Origin of the sequence: Pseudomonas sp. HR1 (assembly GCF_030175875.1) — a bacterium.
Classification (GTDB): Bacteria; Pseudomonadota; Gammaproteobacteria; order Pseudomonadales; family Pseudomonadaceae; genus Chryseomonas; species Chryseomonas oryzihabitans.
Genome location: NZ_JASNRF010000006.1, coordinates 155,266 through 171,072, shown reverse-complemented (window position 1 = coordinate 171,072; position 15,807 = coordinate 155,266). Strand labels below are relative to the sequence as shown.

13 protein-coding genes are annotated in these 15,807 nt (G+C 69.0%); 6 read left to right on the top strand and 7 right to left on the bottom strand.

Translation table 11 applies throughout. The features are described from left to right. The first annotated feature begins 112 nt into the window (after positions 1-112). The 5 genes from uca to QKY98_RS20515 all read left to right on the top strand — a co-directional run bounded on the left by uca (position 113) and on the right by QKY98_RS20515 (position 8,297). A complete protein-coding gene (gene uca / locus QKY98_RS20535) occupies positions 113-3,718 on the top strand; it encodes an urea carboxylase (protein WP_284671499.1) in 3,606 nt (1,201 codons plus the stop codon). An 11-nt stretch (positions 3,719-3,729) separates the two neighbouring features. Further along, positions 3,730-5,532 (top strand): allophanate hydrolase, encoded by a 1,803-nt coding sequence (gene atzF / locus QKY98_RS20530; RefSeq protein ID WP_284671498.1) that lies wholly within the window; start codon positions 3,730-3,732, stop codon positions 5,530-5,532. A 239-nt stretch (positions 5,533-5,771) separates the two neighbouring features. Continuing rightward, the gene (locus QKY98_RS20525) at positions 5,772-7,112 is read left to right on the top strand and encodes a tetratricopeptide repeat protein (protein ID WP_284671497.1); all 1,341 of its coding nucleotides are present in this window, start codon (positions 5,772-5,774) and stop codon (positions 7,110-7,112) included. Between the two features lie 76 nt (positions 7,113-7,188). Further along, the gene (locus QKY98_RS20520) at positions 7,189-7,596 is read left to right on the top strand and encodes an antitoxin Xre-like helix-turn-helix domain-containing protein (protein ID WP_077172832.1); all 408 of its coding nucleotides are present in this window, start codon (positions 7,189-7,191) and stop codon (positions 7,594-7,596) included. Beyond that, the gene (locus tag QKY98_RS20515; RefSeq protein WP_284671496.1) at positions 7,590-8,297 is read left to right on the top strand and encodes an RES family NAD+ phosphorylase; all 708 of its coding nucleotides are present in this window, start codon (positions 7,590-7,592) and stop codon (positions 8,295-8,297) included. Before QKY98_RS20520 ends, QKY98_RS20515 begins: the two co-directional genes overlap by 7 nt. Positions 8,298-8,303: 6 nt before the next feature. On the opposite strand, the gene QKY98_RS20510 is transcribed toward QKY98_RS20515, so the two are convergent. The 4 genes from QKY98_RS20510 to QKY98_RS20495 are packed head-to-tail and all read right to left on the bottom strand — an operon-like array spanning position 8,304 to position 12,642. Then, positions 8,304-9,671, bottom strand: a complete 1,368-nt coding sequence (locus tag QKY98_RS20510; RefSeq protein WP_284671495.1) for a glutamine synthetase family protein — start codon at positions 9,669-9,671, stop codon at positions 8,304-8,306. Beyond that, positions 9,668-11,068, bottom strand: a complete 1,401-nt coding sequence (locus tag QKY98_RS20505; protein ID WP_284671494.1) for an aspartate aminotransferase family protein — start codon at positions 11,066-11,068, stop codon at positions 9,668-9,670. The genes QKY98_RS20510 and QKY98_RS20505 overlap by 4 nt, the downstream gene beginning before the upstream one ends. A gap of 40 nt (positions 11,069-11,108) precedes the next feature. Further along, complete coding sequence (locus QKY98_RS20500) at positions 11,109-11,864, bottom strand: SDR family NAD(P)-dependent oxidoreductase (protein WP_284671493.1); 756 nt, start codon at positions 11,862-11,864, stop codon at positions 11,109-11,111. A gap of 1 nt (position 11,865) precedes the next feature. Further along, positions 11,866-12,642, bottom strand: coding sequence for an SDR family NAD(P)-dependent oxidoreductase (locus QKY98_RS20495; protein WP_115945709.1), 777 nt, complete (start codon positions 12,640-12,642; stop codon positions 11,866-11,868). A gap of 85 nt (positions 12,643-12,727) precedes the next feature. Between QKY98_RS20495 and QKY98_RS20490 the strand changes: the two genes are divergently transcribed. Next, positions 12,728-13,624: a LysR family transcriptional regulator gene (locus QKY98_RS20490; RefSeq protein WP_027599324.1), complete on the top strand. Its 897-nt coding sequence runs from the start codon at positions 12,728-12,730 to the stop codon at positions 13,622-13,624. Positions 13,625-13,629: 5 nt separating this feature from the next. On the opposite strand, the gene QKY98_RS20485 is transcribed toward QKY98_RS20490, so the two are convergent. Genes QKY98_RS20485 through QKY98_RS20475 form a run of 3 tightly spaced genes read right to left on the bottom strand, consistent with a single transcriptional unit; the run spans position 13,630 to position 15,799 of the window. Then, positions 13,630-14,241 carry an RraA family protein gene (locus QKY98_RS20485; RefSeq protein ID WP_074583676.1) on the bottom strand — a complete coding sequence of 204 codons (612 nt, stop codon included), beginning with the start codon at positions 14,239-14,241 and terminating at the stop codon, positions 13,630-13,632. Then, positions 14,226-15,011, bottom strand: coding sequence for an IucA/IucC family C-terminal-domain containing protein (locus QKY98_RS20480; RefSeq protein WP_074583675.1), 786 nt, complete (start codon positions 15,009-15,011; stop codon positions 14,226-14,228). Before QKY98_RS20480 ends, QKY98_RS20485 begins: the two co-directional genes overlap by 16 nt. Continuing rightward, on the bottom strand, positions 15,002-15,799 hold the full coding sequence (locus QKY98_RS20475) for an ABC transporter ATP-binding protein (protein WP_074583674.1): 798 nt from the start codon (positions 15,797-15,799) through the stop codon (positions 15,002-15,004). Before QKY98_RS20475 ends, QKY98_RS20480 begins: the two co-directional genes overlap by 10 nt. Positions 15,800-15,807: the final 8 nt, after the last annotated feature.

The window sequence follows — 15,807 nt, the reverse complement described above, 5'->3', positions numbered from 1 at the left end:
CCGCGGCAAGCGCTAGACGCCGACTGACCCACCGCCCTCGCGCGGCCTCTTGGGGACGACCCCGAGAGCTTTTATCTGGCGGGACGGCCCGCCGCCTTCGAGGACGCCTCGAATGTTCACCACCCTGCTCATCGCCAACCGTGGCGCCATCAGCTGCCGCATCCAGCGCACCCTGCGCGACCTGGGCGTCGCCGCGGTCGCCGTCTACAGCGAAGCCGATCGCGCCAGCCGCCATGTCAGCGAGGCCGACCAGGCCTTCAGCCTGGGCGAAGGCGCCGCCGCGGCCACCTACCTGGACACCGCCAAGCTGCTCGAGGTCGCGCGCCAGAGCGGTGCCCAGGCCATCCACCCCGGCTATGGCTTCCTCTCCGAGAACGCCGCCTTCGCCGAAGCCTGCGAAGCCGCCGGCATCGCCTTCGTCGGTCCCACCCCCGAGCAACTGCGCACCTTTGGACTCAAGCACACGGCGCGAGCCCTGGCGCGCGGCCAGGGCGTACCGCTGCTGGAGGGCACCGAGCTGCTGGAGACCCTGGAGGCGGCCCTGGCGGCCGCGCGTGCGATCGGTTATCCGGTGATGCTCAAGAGCACTGCCGGCGGTGGCGGCATCGGCATGCGCGTGTGCCGCACGGACACTGAACTCGCCGAGGCCTTCGACGCCGTGCGCCGGCTGGGCCAGAACAACTTCAGCGACGCCGGCGTCTTCCTGGAGAAATACATCGAGCGGGCGCGGCACCTGGAGGTGCAGGTGTTCGGCGATGGTCAGGGCGAGGTCCTGGCGCTGGGCGTGCGCGATTGCTCGGTACAGCGCCGCAACCAGAAGGTGCTGGAGGAAACCCCGGCGCCCAACCTGCCGGCCGGCATGGCCGAGGCGCTCTGCGCCGCCGCGCTGGAGCTGGCGCGCGCGGTGCGCTATCGCAGCGCCGGTACCGTGGAGTTCGTCTACGACAGCGCCGCCGACCGTTTCTACTTCCTCGAGGTGAACACCCGGCTGCAGGTCGAGCACGGCGTCACCGAGCAGGTCTGGGGCGTGGACCTGGTGCGCTGGATGATCGAACTGGCCGCCGGCGACCTGCCGCCGCTGGCAACCCTCGCCGCGGGGCTGCGGCCCCAGGGCCATGCCATCCAGGCGCGACTCTATGCCGAAGACCCGGGTCGCGACTTCCAGCCCAGCCCGGGCCTGCTGACCCAGGTCGACTTTCCACCGGCGGATGGCCGGGCGCTGCGCCTGGACACCTGGGTCGAGGCCGGCTGCGAGATCCCGCCCTATTTCGATCCGCTGGTGGCCAAGGTCATCGCCTGGGCCCCGGACCGGGACTCGGCTCGGCAGCGTCTCGACCAGGCCCTGGCCGCAAGCCGGCTCTATGGCGTGGAAACCAACGGCGACTACCTGCGGCAGATCCTCGCCGCCCCGCCCTTCGCCAGCGGCCAGCCCTGGACCCGCTGCCTGGAAGGCCTGACCTACCAGGCCACCACCCTGGAGGTGCTCAGCGCCGGCACCCAGACCACGGTGCAGGACGCCCCCGGGCGCCTCGGCTACTGGTCGGTGGGCATTCCCCCTTCCGGCCCCATGGACGACCGCGCCCTGCGCCTGGGAAATCGCCTGCTCGGTAACGACGGCCGCGCGGCCGCCCTGGAAATCACCCTGGCCGGCCCGACCCTCAGATTCAACACCGAGGCCGTGGTGGCGGTCACCGGCGCGGCGCTGCCGATCCTGCTGGATGACCAGCCCCAGGCCATGGACAGCGTCTTTCGCGTACCCGCGGGTGCCATTCTGCAACTGGGCGCCATCACCGGCGCCGGCGCCCGCAGCTATCTCTGCCTGAAAGGCGGTCTGGACCTGCCCGAATACCTGGGCAGCCGCAGCACCTTCACCCTTGGCCAGTTCGGCGGCCACGGTGGCCGCGCCCTGCGCGCCGGTGACGTGCTGCACCTGCACCCGCTGACCGACGCGCACACGGAGGCCCGGCTACCCGCCGCCCTGACCACCCAGCTCGCCGAGACCCGCACCCTGCGCGTCATCTATGGCCCCCATGGCGCGCCGGACTATTTCAGCCCGGCCTATCTGGAACTCTTTCTCGCCACCGACTGGGAGGTGCACTTCAATTCCAGTCGTACCGGTGTGCGCCTGATCGGGCCCAAGCCGGAATGGACCCGCGAAGACGGCGGCGAAGCCGGTCTGCACCCCTCCAACATCCACGACAATCCCTATGCGGTCGGCGCCGTGGACTTCACCGGCGACATGCCGGTCATCCTTGGCCCGGACGGCCCCAGCCTGGGCGGCTTCGTCTGCCCGGTCACGGTGATCGAGGCCGATCTCTGGCAACTGGGCCAGCTCAAGGCCGGTGACCGTGTGCGCTTCCTGCCGGTGGACCTGGCCACCGCGCGGCGTCTGCAGCTGGCACGTCTGGCCGAGGAAAGCGGCTTGCAGCCGCAGGCGGAGATCGCCATCTCGCCCGAGCGTGGCGATCCCGTGGTCCTGGACCTGGACCTGGGCCAGGGCGCCGAGCGCCTGGTGGCGCGGCTTTCCGGGGATACCCATCTGCTGCTGGAGATCGGCCCACCGGAGCTGGACCTCGCCCTGCGCTTTCGCGGCCACGGCCTGATGCAGGCGCTGGCCGCCCTGGCGCTGCCCGGGCTGTGCGAGCTCACCCCCGGCATCCGCTCGCTGCAGGTGCACTACCAGCCCGAGGCCCTGCCCCTGGCCGAGTTGCTGGCGGCGGTCAGTCGCTGCTGGCAGGCGCTGGGCGATGCCCAGGACCTGCGGGTACCCTCGCGCATCGTCCATCTGCCGCTGTCCTGGGACGATCCGGCCTGCCGCCTGGCCATCGAGAAATACACCACAACGGTACGCAAGGACGCCCCCTGGTGCCCGAGCAACCTGGAGTTCATCCGCCGGGTGAATGACCTGGAGTCGCTGGAGGCGGTCAAGCGCATCGTCTTCGACGCCAGCTACCTGGTGATGGGCCTGGGCGATGTCTATCTGGGTGCACCGGTGGCCACCCCCCTGGATCCGCGCCATCGGCTGGTCACCACCAAGTACAACCCGGCGCGCACCTGGACCGCGGAAAATTCGGTGGGCATTGGCGGCGCCTATCTGTGCGTCTATGGCATGGAAGGCCCCGGCGGCTACCAGTTCGTCGGGCGCACCCTGCAGATGTGGAATCGCTATCGCGAAGTCGAGGCCTTCCACGGCCAACCCTATCTGCTGCGCTTCTTCGATCAGATCCGCTTTCATGAAGTCTCGGCGGAGGAATTGCTGCGCATCCGCGCCGACTTCCCCCTGGGTCGGGTACCTCTGCGCATCGAAGAGAGCGAACTGTCCCTGGCCGACTACCAGGCCTTTCTGGCCCGCGAAGCCGAGGGCATCGCCACCTTTCGCGGGCGCCAGCAGAGCGCCTTCGCCGCGGAGCGGCAACGCTGGATCGACTCCGGCCAGGCGCATTTCGACAGCCAGGAAGCCGCCGTCGAAGCCACCGAAGACGCCCCCCTCGCCAGCCACCAGTTGGCCCTGGAAAGCCCGGTGGCCGGCAATCTCTGGCAGGCCCAGGTGCAGCCGGGCGATCAGGTGGAAGCCGGCCAGCCGCTGCTGATCCTGGAGTCCATGAAGATGGAAATCCCGCTGCTCGCCCCCTGCAGCGGCCGGATCCACGACCTGCAGGTCCAGCCCGGCTCGCCGATCCGCGCCGGCCAGCGCCTGCTGGTCATCGACAAGACGTGAAGGAAGCCACCATGACATTCGATCTGCGCCTCGACACTCTGAGCGCCGCCTATGCCGCCGGTACCCAGACACCACGAGTCCTCATCGCTGAACTGCTGGAAAGAGCCGCCCAGCTCAATCCCGAGTACCGGCTGTTCATACACCTGCTGACCCCGGCCGAGCTGGAGCCCTATCTCGCCGCCCTGGACGACCGCGATCCCGCCGAGCTGCCGCTCTATGGCATCCCCTTCGCCATCAAGGACAACATCGACCTCGCCGGCATCCCCACCACGGCGGCCTGCCCGGCCTATGCCTATGTGCCCGAGCGCTCGGCGACCCTGGTGGAGCAGCTGGTCGCCCTGGGCGCCGTGCCCCTCGGCAAGTGCAATCTCGACCAGTTCGCCACCGGCCTCAACGGCACCCGTTCGCCCTATGGCGCCTGCCGCAACAGCGTCCACCCGGCCTATCCTTCCGGCGGCTCCAGTGCCGGCTCGGCCCTGGCCGTGGCCCTGGGCGTCGCCAGCTTCGCCCTGGGCACCGACACCGCCGGGTCGGGGCGCGTACCCGCGGGGCTGAACAACCTGGTGGGCCTCAAGGGCAGCAAGGGATTGCTGTCCACCGCCGGCGTGGTGCCCGCCTGCCAGACCCTGGATTGCGTGACCTTCTTTACCGCCACCGCCGCCGAAGCCAGCACCCTGCTGGCGCTCACCGCCCGCCTCGATCCGCGCGACCCCTACAGCCGCGCCAATGCGCAGTGGAACGACGCCAGTGCCTTCGGCCGACCGCGGCCCTTTCGCTTCGGCGTCCCGACCCAGCTGGAATTCCTCGGCTGCCCGGAAAGCCCGGCGCTGTTCGCGGCCGCCAAGGCGCAATTGGAAGCCCTGGGTGGCGAAGCCGTGCCGCTGGATCTTGCGCCCTTCCTGGAAGCCGCGCGCCTGCTCTATGAGGGTCCCTGGGTGGCCGAGCGCTACAGCGTGGCCGGCGACCTGATCGAGGCCGAACCGGACGCGGTGCTGCCGGTGATCCGCGCCGTGCTGGAAAAGGCGCCCGGCACCACGGCAGTGGACGCTTTTCGCGCCGGCTATCGCCTGCAGGCATTGAAAGCCCAGTGCGATGCCCTGCTGGCCGAGCTGGATTGCGTGCTCACCCCCACCTATCCGCGGCCGGTGACCCTGGCCGAACTGGCCGCCGAGCCGGTCGCCCGCAACGCCGACCTGGGCTACTACACCAACTTCATGAACCTGCTGGACTACGCCGCCGTGGCCGTGCCAGCCGGTGTCATGACCAATGGACTGCCCTGGGGCGTGACGCTGTTCGGCCGGGTCTTCACCGACCAGTACCTGCTGAGCCTGGCCGCGGCCCTGCAGGACGCCCAGGGCCTGCCCCTGGTTGGCGGCGCCCTCCAAGACGCCAGCCTGCCGGCACGCCCTGCCCGCCATGACCGCGCCCGCCTGGTGGTCTGCGGTGCCCACCTGCAGGGACTGCCGCTCAACGGCCAGTTGCTCGCCCGTGGCGGCCGACGCCTCGCCCTGACCCGGAGCGCGCCGCACTATCGCCTCCACGCCCTGGCCGGCGGCCCGCCGCTCCGTCCGGGCATGGTTCGGGTCGCCGAAGACGGCGCCGCCATCGAGGTGGAAGTCTGGGAGCTGCCCAGCAGCGAACTGGGCAGCTTTCTCACCGGCATCCCCGCCCCGCTCGGCCTGGGCAAGGTGGAATTGGCCGATGGCAGCTGGGAAACCGGCTTCATCTGCGAGCCCTACGGCCTGGCCGGCGCCGAGGACATTACCGACCATGGTGGGTGGCGGGCGTGGTTGGCAAGTCGCAGCGCCGTTTAGGTCGGGCGACGGGCCAGGCGGCGAAGCCACCGTATCCCAGGACGCGCAGCGCGCCGCTACTAGCCGCCGCTGTGCAAGCGGTGGACGGACGCACCCGTCTGCCGTTCATGAGCTTCTCTCAAGCCGCCATGAGCCGCGGGCGCTAGCCGTACCCGTGGCCGCCTGCTATCTAGGGTGTTCGAAGCCGCTGACCGTTGCTGGGCAGTGGCGCCTCCTCGCTTGAAGATCGAAACACCCTCATGCCTCTCTCCTGCACCGACCGCTACGACCATCCCCTGTCCACCCCTTCCGCCCACGCCGCCGAGCGCTACCAGGCCGGTGTCGACCTGCTGCTGTCGCTCTGGCCCGGGGCAGCCGAGGCGCTCGACGAGGCGATCGCGGCCGATCCTGATTTCGCCCTGGCGCTGGCAGCACGGGCGCGGCTGCAGCTGATCGACAACCAGGCCGGCGCGGCCCGGGAGACCATCGCGCGGGCGCAGCGGCTGGTCGAGCGGCTTGGCACGGAGCGCGAGCGCAGCCATGTCGAGGTCTTGCGGCGACTGATCGGCGGGGAAGGCGCGCGGGCGCTGCAGGGCGCGCTGGAACATGCCGAGCGCTGGCCACGCGACATCCTGATCCTTGGCCTGCCTCTGGGGGCCTTTGGCTTGCTGGCGTTTTCCGGGCGGGCCGATCATGACCAGGCGCGGGTCGACCTCTGCGAACGCCATGCCCGCCATTTCGCCGCGGACGACTGGTGGTTCCTGACCTACCGCGGCTGGTCCCATGGCGAGAACGGCGATGTGGTCCGCGGTCGAGTGCTCACCGAGCGGGCGCTCGAGCTGCGCCGTCACAACGTCAATGCGGCCCATGCCCTGACCCATGTCCTGCACGAATCCGGCGACAGTCAGGCCGCGCAGGCCCTGATCGCCGGCTGGCTGCCCGAGTATCCGCGCCATGGCACCCTGCATGGACATATCGCCTGGCACGGCGCTCTGGTGGCCCTGGAACAGGGTGACAGCCAGGGCGCGCTGGACCTCTATCAGCGCTTCGTGGCGCCAGCGGCGTCCACCGCCGGCCCGCTCAATCGGGTCAGCGACAACGCCTCCTTTCTCTGGCGCCTGGGACTCTATGGCCATGAGGTGCCCGCCGAGCTCTGGCAGGCCACCGCCGCCAGTGCGGAGGGGCTGTTCCAGCAACCGGGACTGGCCTTCGCCGACGTCCATATGGCGCTGATCGCCGCAGCGATCAGGGATCGTCTGGCGGTGGAAGCCCGTATCGCTGGACTGGAAAGCCGCCTGCGCGACGGCGGCCTGGCCGCCGGACCGGTAGTCCCTCTGCTTTGCCGCGCCCTGCTGGCTTTTGCCGAGGAGGACTACCCAGGTTGCGCCCGGCTGCTGGAACCGCTGCGCGGGGACGTCGCCCGCATCGGCGGCAGTGGCGCCCAGCGCGAGGTCATCGAAGACACCCTGCTGGTTGCGCTCATGCGCGCCGGGGAGCACGCCAAGGCGCTCGCCCTGCTGGACGAGCGTCTGCATCGACGGTCCTCGCGGCGGGATGAGCAATGGCGGACGGCATTGGAGAGTCGCAAGCGCGACCGCTAGAGAAGACGAGACCGACGGACTTTATCTGCAGACACAATATTGATGTATTTAAATCTGCAGATTGAGGAGCATTGCCATGCTACAGGCGGCCATCGCGACAGCTGACTTTTCGAAGAGCCAAGGTACCGTTGGCCTCAGGACAGCGCTCAACATCCTCGACAGGTGGCAGGCCTCCAGCGAACAAAGCTGCCGCATCCTGCGTATCTCACGCAGCACCTATGCGCGCGCACTGCAGAAGGATCCGGCGTGGTCGGTCAGCCTGGATACCGATCAATTGCAACGTATCAGCCTGGTTCTGAACATTCATTCCGCCTTGCGCGTGGTCTTCGACAATCCGGAAAACGTCTATGGCTTCGTCGCCATGGGCAACCACAACGACTTCTTCAATGGCCGGTCGCCCCTGGAGATCATGGCCCAGGGCGATATGATCGCCCTGTACGAAACCTTCCGGCGTATCGACGTGCTGCGAGGTGCAGGGTGGTAAAGCTGGAGGATCTGCCGCTGCTCAAGGGCGCGCCTCTGCAGGGACGCCGGCTGGTCAACTCCAAGTTTCCACCCATCGCTCTATTCGATGACGTAGCCGATACCGAAGATTTCGAAACGCTCTACCAACTCCAGGCGCTGACCAACCCGCGTCTGCAGAACGAGCTGGGACGTCTGGAGCTGATCCCGCGTGACCAGATTCCCTTCGGCATTCCTGGCTGTTCCTATGCAACGGCCCCCTTCACCCACGTCAACCCTGCAGGTTCACGCTTCAGCGATGGCAGCTTCGGCGTTCTTTATCTTGCCGATCACGCCGATACGGCGCTGGCCGAGGTTCGCCATCACCAGGAAGCCTATTGGTCGAAGGTGCCGACGCTGAAGTACGAGCGCTTCGTCTTCCACAATCTGACGGTGAGCTTTTCCGACCAGGGACTGCGCGACGCCCTGGTGCTGGACGCCGCCGATCCCATCTATGAGCCCGACGACTATGGTGCGGCGCGCAGCCTGGGCGCCGCCGCCAAACGCACTGGCTGCCCGGGGCTGCGCTATCGCTCGGTACGCCGTGCCGCGGGTCATTGCTGGGCGCTACTGACTCCCCGGCTGGTCACCGCTGTCATCCAGGCGGCGCCGGTCGAGATGATCTGGAACGGCGGCATCATCGCCATCAACCGCATCACCGCCGTGCCGGGCGAGGCTGGCTGACCGCCCTCACGCGTGGGTCAGATACCAGCGCCAGTCCTGCTCGCCCACCTCGGCCATGAATTGCCGGTACTCCGAGCGCTTGATGGCGAGGTACACCTCGATGAAGCGCTCCCCCAGTGCCTCCCGGATCCAGCTGGAGCGCTCCAGCGCCTGTAGCGCGGTCAGCCAGTCGGTGGGCAGGAAGTCGGTGGCCTGCTCGTAGCCATTGCCGACAGTGGCCGGCCCCGGATCGCGTTCGTCACGGATGCCTTCATGGATGGCGGCGAGGATGGCCGCGGCCGCCAGATAGGGATTGGCATCGGCGCCACAGATGCGGTGCTCGATGTGGCGACTGCTGGCCGGACCGCCGGGTACGCGCAGGGACACGCTGCGGTTGTTGACCCCCCAGCTCTTGGCCAGCGGCGCATAGCTGTTGGCCTGGAAGCGGCGGTAGGAGTTGGCGTTGGGACAGAAGATCGCCAGGGCATCCAGCATCCGGTGCTGCATGCCACCGATGGAGTGGCGCAGCAGTGGCGTGCCCTGCGGATCCTCGCTGGCATAGAGGTTGTTGCCCGCGGCATCCGCCAGGCTGACGTGCAGGTGCAGGCCACTGCCGGCCTGGTCGCCGAACGGCTTGGCCATGAAGCAGGCCTGCAGGCCATGACGGTTGGCGACCCCCTTGACCAGGCGCTTGTAGCGAATGCCCTCGTCGATGGCCTGAATGGCATCGACGCGGTGCAGCAGGGTCAGTTCTAGCTGGCCGGGGGCGTATTCGGAGATGGCCGTGCGCACCGGCAGGCCCTGTACCTCGCAGGCGGCGTAGAGGTCGTCGAGAAAGGGCTGCAGCTGCTCCAGTTCGTAGACCCCATAGACCTGCGGCGAGCCGGGTCGTACGCCATTCATCTGCAGCGCCGGTTGCGGCCGGCCCTGGGCGTCGCGGGTGCGGTCGAGCAGATAGAACTCCAGCTCCACCGCCATCACCGGCTGGAAGCCGTCGGCCTGCAGCCGCTCGATCACCCGTACCAGGGCATGCCGGGGATCGGCGGGGGTGGCCGGCAGGCCCTGGGTCGGGTGCATGCTCACCTGCACCTGGCCGGTCGGGGTGCTGCGCCAGGGTTGCAGGGTCAGGCTGCCGGGCAGCGGATAGGTCCAGCAGTCGACATCGGCGACCTCCCAGACCAGGCCGGTGGCCTCGACGTCCTCCCCCTGCAGGGTCAGCGCCAGGATGGAGCTGGGCAGCGGCCGGCCCTCCTCGTAGATGGCCAGCAATTCGTCACGGTGCAGCAGCTTGCCGCGCGGCACGCCATTGGCGTCGATCAGCATGAGTTCGATGCTGCGCACCTCGGGGTGGGCGGCGAGGAAGTCACGGGCTTCCTGGGCGTCGGCGAAGTTCATGGCTGACACTCCCGGGCGCTGGGCAACGCCAGGAGCTCGCCAAGAGCCTGGTCGAGGGTGGCCAGCAGGCGGTCGACGTCCGCCGCTTCGAGATCCGGGCAGCACAGGGTCATGTTGTGGAAGGGGGTGATGAGGATGCCCCGGTTGATCAGGTAGAGGTGCAGCGCCTGCTGCAGGCTGTCGTGGAAGGCGGCTTCCGCCTCGGCGCCGGTGGTGGGCGGCGTGGCGCAGAATTGGAATTCGCAGCGGGCGCCCAGCTCCGTCACCGACCAGGCCAGGCCATGGCGGGCGATCACCTCGCGCAGGCCGGCGGCCAGTCGCGCCGCCAGCGGCAGCATCCGTGCATAGGCGGCCGGGGTCATGACCCCTTCCAAGCTGACGCGCAGGCAGCGCATGGCCAGGGCATTGGCCGACAGCGTGGTGCCCATGCCGCTGTGCCCATGGCCGTGGCTGGTCTCGCTGGCATGCTGCTGCGCCAGGCGCATGGCCTGGGCCATCTCGTGGCTGCAGCCATAGGCCGAACAGGGCACGCCCCCGGCGATGGGCTTGCCGAAGGTGATGAAGTCCGGCTGGAGATTCCAGGCACGGGTGCAGCCGCCGGGACCGGTGGACAGGGTATGGGTCTCGTCGATGATCAGCAGGGTGCCGTACTGCCGGGTCAGGGCGCGGACCTGCTCCATGAACCCCGGGGCGGGCAGCACCATGCCGATGTTGGTCATGGCCGGCTCGCAGATCAGCGCGGCGACGTCGCCTTTCGCCAGTGCCGCCTCCAGCGCCGCGAGGTCATTGAAGGGCACCGCCCGGCTGGTCTCGGCCAGGTTGTGGGCCTGGCCGATCAGGCCGCCGCGGTGCACGGTACGCCCCTCCTGATGGCGCACCATGACATCGTCGACGGTGCCGTGATAGCAGCCGTCGAACACCAGCAGCATCTTGCGATTGGTGATGGCGCGCGCCCAGCGGATGACATAGCGGTTGGCATCGGTGGCGGTGGTCGCTACCTGCCAAAATGGCAGGCCGAAGCGCTCGGCGAGCAGTTCCCCGGCGACCACGGCATCCTCGCCGGGCAGCATGGTGGTGAGTCCGCGGGCGCCCTGCTCGGCCAGGGCCCGGGCGATGGGCGCCGGTGAATGGCCGAACATGCTGCCGGTGTCGCCCAGGCAGAAGTCGATGTATTCGTGGCCATCGACGTCATGGAAGCGCGAGCCCTGGGCATGGCTGACGAACAGCGCACTGGGCATCGACCAGTCGTTCATCCAGTGCATGGGCACACCGCCGAACAGCGAGTGCCGGGCGCGCTCGGCCAGGGCCAGGGACTTGGGATTGCGCGCCAGGAAGCGCTCGCGTTCGGCCGCGACGAAGCTCTGCACGGCGGCTTCGCTGATACCACTGGTGGTCATTTCGGACTCCTCTTGGGGTGGAGGGCGAATCGGCTCGGGCTCAGTGCCCGGCCGAGACGCCGCAATCGATGGCCAGGTCCGCGCCGGTGATGGAGCGGGCGGCGGGTTGGCACAGGAAAAAGGCCAGCTCGGCGACCTCCTCGGGCTGGATGAAGCGCGCCGCTTCACCTTGCGGATACTTGGCCAACAGGTCCTGCAGGTAGGCGGCGGGATTGCCGTCGCCATAGCGCTCGGCCTGAAAGCTCAGCATGGGCGTCGCCACATCGCCGGGGGAGATGCTGTTGCAGCGCACCCCGCTGGGCGCCAGATCCAGGGCCAGGGCCTTGGTCATCAGGGTCACCGCCCCCTTGCTGGCGCAGTAGACGGCGGCATTGCGATTGCCCTGGCAACCGGCATCGCTGCTCAGGTTGACGATGGCGCCCCGGGTGTCCCGCAGCGCGGGAATGGCCGCGGCGCAGAGAAAGAAGCTGGCCTTCAGATTGACGTCCAGCACCAGGTCGAAGTCTTCCTCGCTGAAGGTCTCGGCTGGGCCTTCGCGCCAGACACCGGCGCAATTGACCAAGGCGTCGAGCCGACCAAGGCGGTTGAGGGCGCTGGCGACCACCTCCCGGCTGGCGCTGGCCTGGCGCAGGTCGGCGGCGTGCTGGCCGGCAAGGCCACCTTCGGCCTCGAGCGCCGCCAGGGCCGCGCCATCGAGATCGGTACCGAAGACCCGCCAGCCGGCCTGCAGAAAGTGCGCACGCACCGCCTGGCCGATGCCCCCCAAAACCCCGCTGATCAGCACGACTGGCTGCATGTCAGGCCCCCTTGTTTTCGATGCGGCTGTTGCCACCGTCCACCACTAGGTATTCCCCGGTGATGTAGCTGGCCTCGGGCGAAGCCAGGAAGGCCACCGCTGCGGCGACCTCGGCGGGACGACCGGCGCGGCCCACGGGCACCCGGGTCGCGGCCTGCAATTCTTCCGGCAGGCTGGAGGCGGTCTCGATCCAGCCGGGCGCCACGGCGTTGACCGTGATGCCCTGCCCGGCCACCTCCAGCGCCAGACTCATGTTCATGCCGACCATGGCCGCCTTGGCCGCGCTGTAGGCCGCGGCCTGCGGAATGCCCGCCCGGGTGCCGGTGGCGGAACTGACATGGACGATGCGGCCATAGCCGCGCGCCTGCATGCCGGGCAACACGGCGCGGGTCAGCAAGAAGGCCGTGGTCAGGTTGCGCGCCAGGGTCAGATTCCAGTCGGCCAGGGTCATCCGCGCCACCTCGACCAGGGGCTCGGGATTGCCCTGCATGGCCATGCCGGCATTGTTGACCAGGATGTCGATACGGCCCCAGCGCGCCTCGGCCCACTGGCAGAACTCGCCAACGGCCGTCTCCTCGGTGAGATCCAGCGCCCGGCCTTCGGCGGTGAAGCCGGCGGCGCGCAACTCCGCCACCCGCTCCGCGATCCGGGCGCTGCTGGCGGTGACGATCAACCGCGCCCCCGCCGCGCCTAGGCGCCGGGCGATCGCCATGCCGATACCGGCTTCGCTGCCGGCACCGCTGATCAGGGCCACCTGGCCCGCCATTGACTCGCTCATGTGGCTGTCTCCGTTGTGGTCTGCTGGACTCTAAGCCGGTCTGGCTGATACAAAAAGACGATCGTTATCAACGAAATTGACAACCATGGCCTTTACCAGCGAAGCGCTCCGGGTCTTTCTCGCCGTGATCGACGAGGGCTCCTTTTCCGCCGCGGCTCGTGTGCTGGGGCGGGTGCCCTCCGCAGTGAACATGGCGATCTCCCAACTGGAGGCCGAGCTGGACTTGGTGCTGTTCGATCGCGCCACCCGCAAGGCCTTGCCGACCCCCGCCGCGCGCGCCCTCGAACCCCAGGCGCGGCAGGTGGCCAGCCAGCTCACGCTGCTCGACGCCCATGCCCTGCAATTGCATGCGGGGCTGGAACGGCGCTTCGTGCTGGTGATGGCGCCGGAGTTGCAGACCGGCGCCTGGAGCCGCCCGCTGATGACCCTGGCCGAGGAATTTCCGGCCTTGGAAATCGAGATCCGCTCGGCCGCCCGCGCCGAGGCGATCCGCCTGCTGCACGAGGGCAGCGTGGACATGGCGCTGATCTTCGAGCGCCCGGGCATCAACGCGCTGGAAGGTTTCGCCGAGGCTGGGAGCCAGTTGCTCACGGCGGTGGCCGCGCCCGGCTATCCCGCCTCCCGCCAGGATCGGCCACTGGGCGAAACGCTGATGGCCGATACCCGCCAGATCGTGGTGGCCGGGGGCGACCGTAATGCCTCGGACCCGCAGATCGTGCTGTCGCAACGGGTCTGGCTGACCGACAGCTACCTGGCGACGCTGGACCTGGTGCAGGCCGGGCTGGGCTGGGCCTATCTGCCCCACCCGCTGGTGCGGCCGCTGATCGCCGCCGGCCTGCTCGAGCAGGTGCAATTCGACAACATGGCCAGCCAGATCCGCCGCTGGATCGACGTCATCTGGATCAAGAATCGCCCCCTGGGCTTGGGCGCGCGCCGCTACCTAGAGTTGTTGCGCGAGCAGATCGGCACCAAGCCGGAATAGCGGCTTCAGCGCCCTTCGGTCAGCCGCTGTAGCAGCTGCGCGCGCCGTGCCTGGTCCGCGGCCTCCTTGGCCAGCGCACCGGGCAGCAAGGCTGCGGCCCGCGCGGGCGACAGGACGAACAGGCCATCGTCGTCTCCGAGGGCCAGGTCACCGGGGCAAACGCGGGTCTCGCCGAGCTGGAGTTCGACATTCAATTCGCCCAGCGCCTCGCCACCCTGGGTGGTGACGGCGCTGATACGGCGGTGGAAGACCGGCAGGCCGAGTTGACGAAGCGCCTGGACGTCGGTGATGGCGCCATTCACCACCACGCCGGCCAGGCCCTTGATCAAGGCGGCCAGGGTGCGCAATTCGCCCCAGCAGGCGCAGTGGGGATCGCCCACGGCCTCGATCACCAGGACGTCGCCCGGGCGACTGGCGATCAGAGCCTCGCGCAACAGGGCGCCATGGGGTAAGGGAATGCGCGCCGTCACCACCCGGCCCAGCAGACGCGTATTGGCCACCACCGGCTTGAGTTCGGGCAGATAGCCCGTGCGCCCGAGATGGCCCAGGGTCGAGGCAGCTACCTCGGCGTACCCGGCGATCAGTTCGGCCGGCAGCTCGCTCAGGGGGCCGGGCATGCGGCCTCCCGGGGGCGGATCAGCGGGCAGTTGCTGCAGTATTCGGCAGGCGCCGTGGCCTGGTAGTAGAAGCAGCAGGTGCGCCGGAAGCGAACGGGGCGCCCAAGGGTATTGGCCGTCGCAGGCCGGCGGAACTGCGCCAGCGGATTGGTCTCCAGCCCCAGCTCCGCCGGCGTGGCCGCCAGCAGCCAGGCGAAATCCTCGGCGCAGCGGGCGCGAATGGCCGGATCCTCCAGTTCGGCGAGGCGCCGGTCGTACAGCGAATAGAGCCGCACCGCGACGTTCTCCCAGAGGATGCGGGGCGAGACGCGGCCAACCCGCGCCAGGGTCTCCCAGAGCGGCCGCAGCAGCTCGCCGAACAGGGTGCGGGCCAGCAGTGCTCGGGCCGTGGTGTGATCCTCTACGGCGGGCAGCGGCCGGGTATCGCTCAACGGCAGGGCCGATCGCCAGCGCCCCTGGACGTGGCCATCCTCGATCCAGACATTGCCTGGCGTCAGGTCCAGACGCCGGTCATAGGCCGACAGGGCCTGGAAGGCCACCCCGGTGGTGAGAAAGCCCAACCGTTTGGTCAACAGCGACGCCGCGACCCGCCGGGTAGGCGCTGCCATCCGCTCCGCCAGGTCGTCGAGCAACTCGGCGCAGCGTGCGGCGTCCAGCCAGGCGGCCACCGGCTGGCTGTGCTGCCCGTCGCGCTCACTGGCTTCGCGCAGACCGAAGGTGGTGCGTAGCTCGTCCCGCTGGGCGCTGTCGAGGGCCGGCCTCAGGCACATGGCGGTACCTCGCGACCGAAGGGAATGCACAGCGGCGTGCCGAAATAGGGATCGGCGATGATCCGGCATTCCAGGGCGAACACCTCGCGTACCAGGGCTTCCGTCAATACCTCTGCGGGTGCGCCCTGGGCGAAGGCACGACGCTGATGGACGGCGACCAGGTGATCGGCGTAGCGGCAGGCGAGATTGAGATCGTGCAGCACCATGACGATGGTCTTGCCCTCCTCCCGGTTCAGCTGGCGCAGCAGGTCCAGCACCTCGATCTGGTGCGCCAGGTCCAGGTAGGTGGTGGGCTCGTCCAGCAGCAGGCAATGGGTGTCCTGGGCCAGGGTCAGGGCGATCCAGGCGCGCTGGCGCTGACCACCGGAGAGATCGTCCACCGGTCGCTCCGCCAACGCCAGCAGGTCGGTGAGGCGCAGCGCCTTGTCCACCGCCGCGGCATCGTCCGCCGACCATTGGCGCATCCAGTTCTGGTAGGGATAGCGGCCCAGGCTCACCAGTTGCCGCACGCTGATGCCCTCGGGCGCCACCGGGGTCTGCGGCAGGACCGCCAGTTGCCGGGCCAGGGCGGCGGTGGACTGCCGGTGGATGTCCTGGCCGTCGAGCAGCACCTGGCCCTGGCGCGGTTCCAGCAGCCGGGCGCAGGCCTTGAGCAGGGTGCTCTTGCCGGAGCCGTTGCTGCCGATGAGGACCGAGACGCGACCCGGCGGTAGTTCGAGGTCGAGGGCCTCGATGATGGTCTGGGTGCCGTAGCCGAGGGTCAGGCCGCGGCTGGCCAGGGTTGCCATGAAGACTC

What these genes read in the sequence shown, in the direction of transcription:
- uca (WP_284671499.1), top strand. Translation starts at nt 113, where the DNA reads ATGTTCACCACCCTGCTCATCGCCAACCGTGGCGCCATCAGCTGCCGC.
- atzF (WP_284671498.1), top strand. Translation starts at nt 3,730, where the DNA reads ATGACATTCGATCTGCGCCTCGACACTCTGAGCGCCGCCTATGCCGCC.
- QKY98_RS20525 (WP_284671497.1), top strand. Translation starts at nt 5,772, where the DNA reads ATGCCTCTCTCCTGCACCGACCGCTACGACCATCCCCTGTCCACCCCT.
- QKY98_RS20520 (WP_077172832.1), top strand. Translation starts at nt 7,189, where the DNA reads ATGCTACAGGCGGCCATCGCGACAGCTGACTTTTCGAAGAGCCAAGGT.
- QKY98_RS20510 (WP_284671495.1), bottom strand. Translation starts at nt 9,671, where the DNA reads ATGAACTTCGCCGACGCCCAGGAAGCCCGTGACTTCCTCGCCGCCCAC.
- QKY98_RS20505 (WP_284671494.1), bottom strand. Translation starts at nt 11,068, where the DNA reads ATGACCACCAGTGGTATCAGCGAAGCCGCCGTGCAGAGCTTCGTCGCG.
- QKY98_RS20500 (WP_284671493.1), bottom strand. Translation starts at nt 11,864, where the DNA reads ATGCAGCCAGTCGTGCTGATCAGCGGGGTTTTGGGGGGCATCGGCCAG.
- QKY98_RS20495 (WP_115945709.1), bottom strand. Translation starts at nt 12,642, where the DNA reads ATGAGCGAGTCAATGGCGGGCCAGGTGGCCCTGATCAGCGGTGCCGGC.
- QKY98_RS20490 (WP_027599324.1), top strand. Translation starts at nt 12,728, where the DNA reads ATGGCCTTTACCAGCGAAGCGCTCCGGGTCTTTCTCGCCGTGATCGAC.
- QKY98_RS20485 (WP_074583676.1), bottom strand. Translation starts at nt 14,241, where the DNA reads ATGCCCGGCCCCCTGAGCGAGCTGCCGGCCGAACTGATCGCCGGGTAC.
- QKY98_RS20480 (WP_074583675.1), bottom strand. Translation starts at nt 15,011, where the DNA reads ATGTGCCTGAGGCCGGCCCTCGACAGCGCCCAGCGGGACGAGCTACGC.
- QKY98_RS20475 (WP_074583674.1), bottom strand. Translation starts at nt 15,799, where the DNA reads ATGGCAACCCTGGCCAGCCGCGGCCTGACCCTCGGCTACGGCACCCAG.